We start from the raw sequence: 4,520 nt of genomic DNA, 5'->3' as shown, positions 1-4,520 counted from the left end.
CAATACTGATTTTCGGGGAATTTCCTTCCATCGCATTGATATAAACCAGGCGACCCTCCGGACGCATTATGGCAATGTTGCGCGGTAAATAACTTCCTCCTATCATATCCAGCACCACATCGACGCCTTCCAGAGCGAGTAGCTCCTGAAAGTCCTGAGTTTTATAATTAATTGCAATGTCTGCACCGAGTAAAATACAGGCTTTTGCTTTTTCATCGGAACCTACCGTTACAAAGACCTTTGCCCCGAATGCTTTGGCTAGCTGAATAGCCGTAATGCCAATACCGCTGCTGCCGCCGTGAACTAAAAAATGTTCACCTTTTTTCAATGCGCCCCTTTGAAAAACATTTGACCATACCGTAAAAATGGCCTCAGGCAAGCTGGCGGCCTCTGCAAAGGATAAATGCACGGGAATGGATAAACATTGTCCTTCCTCTACCACCACCTGCTCTGCATAGCCCCCTCCGGCAAGCAATGCACATACTTTATCTCCTAACTTCCACTGGCTTACGTTTTTGCCGCATTCAATGACTACACCAGCGACTTCAAGTCCGGGGATTTCTTCAGGAACGCCTGCTGGCGGCGGATATTTCCCCTGTCGCTGCGCAATATCTGCCCGGTTCAGGCCGGAGGCTTTGACCGCAATTCTCACCTGCTGATCTGAGAGAAAGGGATCAGGATAATCTACCAACTTTAAGACACCTGGGCCGCCGGGGCGAGTGATCTGAACTGCTTTCATGATACGGTTTTTTAAGGTTAAATTCATTTTTATGTTACGGACAATTCGCATACCAATAAAACCAAAATAATAAATGCGCTAAACATAAATCTTTTTGCGGCAGGTAATGTTCTTCCATTACATCTTAAATGAAAATATGGAAAATAGAAAAAAATTTGCACTCATCACCGGTGCCACCAGCGGAATCGGACTGGAACTGGCTAAACTGTTCGCCCGGGATCAATCCAATCTCATCCTTGTGGCCCGCGACGAACAGAACCTCAATGCTACTGCGGAAATGCTGAGAGCGGAAGGAGTAGAAGTAGTGACCATCAGCACTGATTTGTTCATAGCCGGAAATGCACAGGAGGTATACAATCAGGTCAGTGCATTAGCCCTGCAGGTAGAAGTATTAGTAAATGATGCCGGCCAGGGCGTGTATGGTAAATTCACAGACAACGAACTGGAACGGGAACTGGACATCATCCAGCTGAACATCTCTTCACTGGTTACCTTAACCAAGCTCTTTCTCAAAGATATGGTGAGCCGGGGATCAGGTAGAATACTTAATGTTGCCTCTGTAGCAGGAAAAGCTCCGGGGCCCTATCAAGCGGTATATCACGGCACAAAGGCCTTTGTGCATTCTTTCAACGAGGCCATCCGCAACGAGTTGAAAGACACAGGGGTAAGCGTTACTTCACTTTTGCCAGGAGCCACAGACACGGACTTCTTCAACAAAGCAGATATGCTGGAATCAAAAATCGTTCAGCAGGGAGACCTAGCAGATCCGGCAGTTGTTGCAAAAGACGGTTATGAAGCTTTGCTGGCCGGAAAAGATATGGTAGTCTCAGGCTTTAAAAATAAGGTGCAGGTGGCTTTGGGAAATGTTACGCCGGATAGCATGCAGGCTGCCCAAATGGAAAAAGTGCAGGAGCCGGCAGATACCAAAAAGAAAACATAATGAAAACAGCATAATCCTGTTAACCGATATGGCAGAAAGAAGCAGTAAAAAAATGATTATCGTTCGCGGCGCAAGGGAGCACAACTTAAAAGATCTAAGTCTGGAAATCCCAAGGGATAAACTGGTCGTTTTTACCGGGGTTTCCGGATCAGGAAAGTCCTCGCTGGCTTTCGGAACGTTGTATGCCGAAGCCCAGCGACGTTATCTTGAATCCGTTTCGCCCTATGCCCGACGGCTTTTTAACCAGATGAGTGTACCCGAAGTGGATTCTATCGAAGGACTGCCGCCGGCAGTAGCGCTTCAGCAGCAGCGGGGCGGCGCCAGCACTCGATCCTCAGTAGGCAGTGTCACCACCCTTTCCAACCTGTTGCGCATGCTCTATTCACGGGCAGGAGACTACCCCGAGAATCAATCCATCATATATGCGGAAGGATTTTCACCCAACACACCCCAGGGTGCATGCACAGTATGCCACGGATTGGGCAGTTTTTTTGAAATCAACGAGGAAACCATGGTTCCTGATCCGCGATTGAGCATTCGTGAAGGTGCCATTGCCTCCTGGCCCAAAGCATGGCAAGGACAAAACCAGCGGGATATTCTCGTTTCCATGGGCTATAACGTTGATGTCCCATGGAAAGAGTTACCAAAACACGATCGTGAGTGGATACTCTTTACTGAAGATACGCCAACAGTCCCGGTATATCCTGGCTTTACGCCCAAGGAAACCGCAAAAGCGATCCGGGATAAAAAAACGCCCGACTATATGGGCACCTTCATCGGCGCCAAACCCTATATACTCAAAACGTTTTCTTCCAGTCAGTCCGAACTGATGAAAAATAGGGTCAGACAATATACGATCAGTGCTATCTGCCCACTATGTGAGGGTAAACGTCTCAACAAAGCATCCCTTTCGGTTAAATTCGTGGGAAAAGATATCGCCGAGCTTTCCCGTCTGCCGCTTTCAGCTCTAGCAAGAATTTTTAACCATCATGCCGGACTAGCAGCGAAAAACGAAAAACAGATTGTTACTCAACGTATTTCCACCGACATCAGCTCAAGGTTATCAGTGATGCTTGAATTGGGTTTAGGCTATCTTACCCTGGAACGAAGCACTCCAACACTTTCACCAGGGGAACTGCAACGGTTAAGGCTCGCGACACAGGTACACTCGAATCTTTTTGGTGTAGTTTACGTTCTCGATGAGCCATCGGCGGGACTACATCCAGCAGATACACGTGCATTGCTTAACATACTGGATAAACTGAAAAAAGCTGGAAACAGCATCTTTGTCGTTGAGCATGAGATCGAAGTGATCCGTCATGCAGACTGGATCATTGATGTCGGACCTGGAGCCGGCTCTGACGGTGGCCAGATTATATATAACGGCGTACCTGAAGGATTACAAAAAGCGACTAAGTCCCTGACCGCTAATTTTCTTTTCGATAATACTCCACGTATTCCAGTTGAACCCAGGAAACCTGTATCGAAACTTTGCCTGAGCGGAGTAACCCGTCATAACATCAAAAGTCTGGATATTGATTTTCCATTGGGTGTGATGACCTGTGTCACCGGGATTTCCGGTTCCGGGAAAAGCAGCCTGGTCAGTCAGGTACTGGTGGAGCTTGTGGCCAATGGCCTTGGACAGCAGGTCGAGATTGATACCGATCTTACAAAAGATTTTCCGCTTGTCGAAATACCCCTCGCCGTACAGGGAAAAATCACTTCCGGGATTGAAAAAATTTCCCGCTTGATTGTTGTTGACCAGAAACCCATTGGAAGGACGCCCAGATCTAATCTGGCAACCTACACCGGACTATTTGATCTGGTCCGAAAACGTTTCGCCAGTACTCCTCTCGCCAGAAAAAGAAAATATGATGCCGGACGGTTTTCATTCAATTTAGCCAAAGGCCGTTGTCCACACTGCCAGGGCGAAGGCTATATTATGGTTGAACTGCTCTTCCTGCCAAGCGTGTATACCCCGTGCCCAACCTGTGAGGGCACCAGATATAATCCCGATACCCTGGAAGTGACCTTTAGAGAGAAGACCATTGCCGAGGTATTGGAAATGACTGTAGACGAAGCCTTTAATTTTTTTGGTGACGACCCTGGGATTTACCGTTCCCTTAGATTGCTTGGGGATGTAGGTTTAGGCTATATCAAACTCGGACAATCTGCTACAGCTTTATCGGGCGGCGAGGCACAGCGCATCAAACTGGCCACCGAACTTCAAAAAAGCCAGAAAAGCTCCGCACTTTATGTCCTAGATGAACCTACAACTGGCCTGCACCCATCCGATGTCGAGAAGTTGCTCATCCAGCTAAACCATCTTGTTGATTCCGGAAACACAGTTATAGTTGTAGAGCACGATATGCAAGTGATCGCGCAAAGCGACTGGATAATCGATATTGGTCCAGGAGCAGGTGATCAGGGCGGGAATATCGTATATTCCGGAATCGCCCACGGCCTTACCAGGATCAAGGGAAGCAAGACCGCACCCTTTCTCAAACATTATCTAGCATCGATTCAAAGCGCAGAAAAGTTGGTTTGATTATCTCCTCAAAACAATGTCGTTTCAAATGTTTAAAATAATATGGAAAAAATGAAGAAATGTAGTGATCACCGGTGCTTCGAGTGGTAGCGGCAGAGCTGCCGCTCTGAAATTTGCAAAAAACGGTGATGATCTGGTCATCGTCGCCCGCCACTCAAAGGCGCTGAAAGAACTGGCTGAAGAATGCAGGGCTTTTGGTGGTGCTTGTAAAAGCCATATCAACCGACGTTCCCAGTTACCACGAAGTAATCAATCTGGCCGGAAGTGCTGCTGAAGAGAACCGGGATATCGAC

The 4,520-nt window shown here is 47.6% G+C and carries 4 protein-coding genes; 3 read left to right on the top strand and 1 reads right to left on the bottom strand.

Translation table 11 applies throughout. From position 1 onward, the window contains the following. Positions 1 to 766, bottom strand: a 766-nt coding sequence (locus OQZ33_RS24025; RefSeq protein WP_265802102.1) for an NAD(P)H-quinone oxidoreductase, incomplete at its 3' end; no start/stop codon positions are given. A gap of 109 nt (positions 767 to 875) precedes the next feature. On the opposite strand from OQZ33_RS24025, the gene OQZ33_RS24020 reads away from it, so the two are divergent. The 3 genes from OQZ33_RS24020 to OQZ33_RS24645 all read left to right on the top strand — a co-directional run bounded on the left by OQZ33_RS24020 (position 876) and on the right by OQZ33_RS24645 (position 4,501). After that, on the top strand, positions 876 to 1,679 hold the full coding sequence (locus tag OQZ33_RS24020; RefSeq protein WP_265802101.1) for an SDR family NAD(P)-dependent oxidoreductase: 804 nt from the start codon (positions 876 to 878) through the stop codon (positions 1,677 to 1,679). A gap of 28 nt (positions 1,680 to 1,707) precedes the next feature. Beyond that, complete coding sequence (uvrA, locus tag OQZ33_RS24015; protein WP_265802099.1) at positions 1,708 to 4,227, top strand: excinuclease ABC subunit UvrA; 2,520 nt, start codon at positions 1,708 to 1,710, stop codon at positions 4,225 to 4,227. Positions 4,228 to 4,291: 64 nt separating this feature from the next. Further along, positions 4,292 to 4,501, top strand: a complete 210-nt coding sequence (locus OQZ33_RS24645; RefSeq protein ID WP_416338777.1) for an SDR family NAD(P)-dependent oxidoreductase — start codon at positions 4,292 to 4,294, stop codon at positions 4,499 to 4,501. Positions 4,502 to 4,520 lie beyond the last annotated feature (19 nt).

Source organism: Pedobacter sp. MC2016-05 (assembly GCF_026239735.1).
Classification (GTDB): Bacteria; Bacteroidota; Bacteroidia; order Sphingobacteriales; family Sphingobacteriaceae; genus Pedobacter.
Note: the sequence above shows the minus strand (reverse complement) of the source record. Positions and strands in the feature narration are given on the sequence as shown.

Coding starts and splice junctions, on each gene's coding strand:
- OQZ33_RS24020 (WP_265802101.1), top strand. CDS start 876: ATGGAAAATAGAAAAAAATTTGCACTCATCACCGGTGCCACCAGCGGA.
- uvrA (WP_265802099.1), top strand. CDS start 1,708: ATGGCAGAAAGAAGCAGTAAAAAAATGATTATCGTTCGCGGCGCAAGG.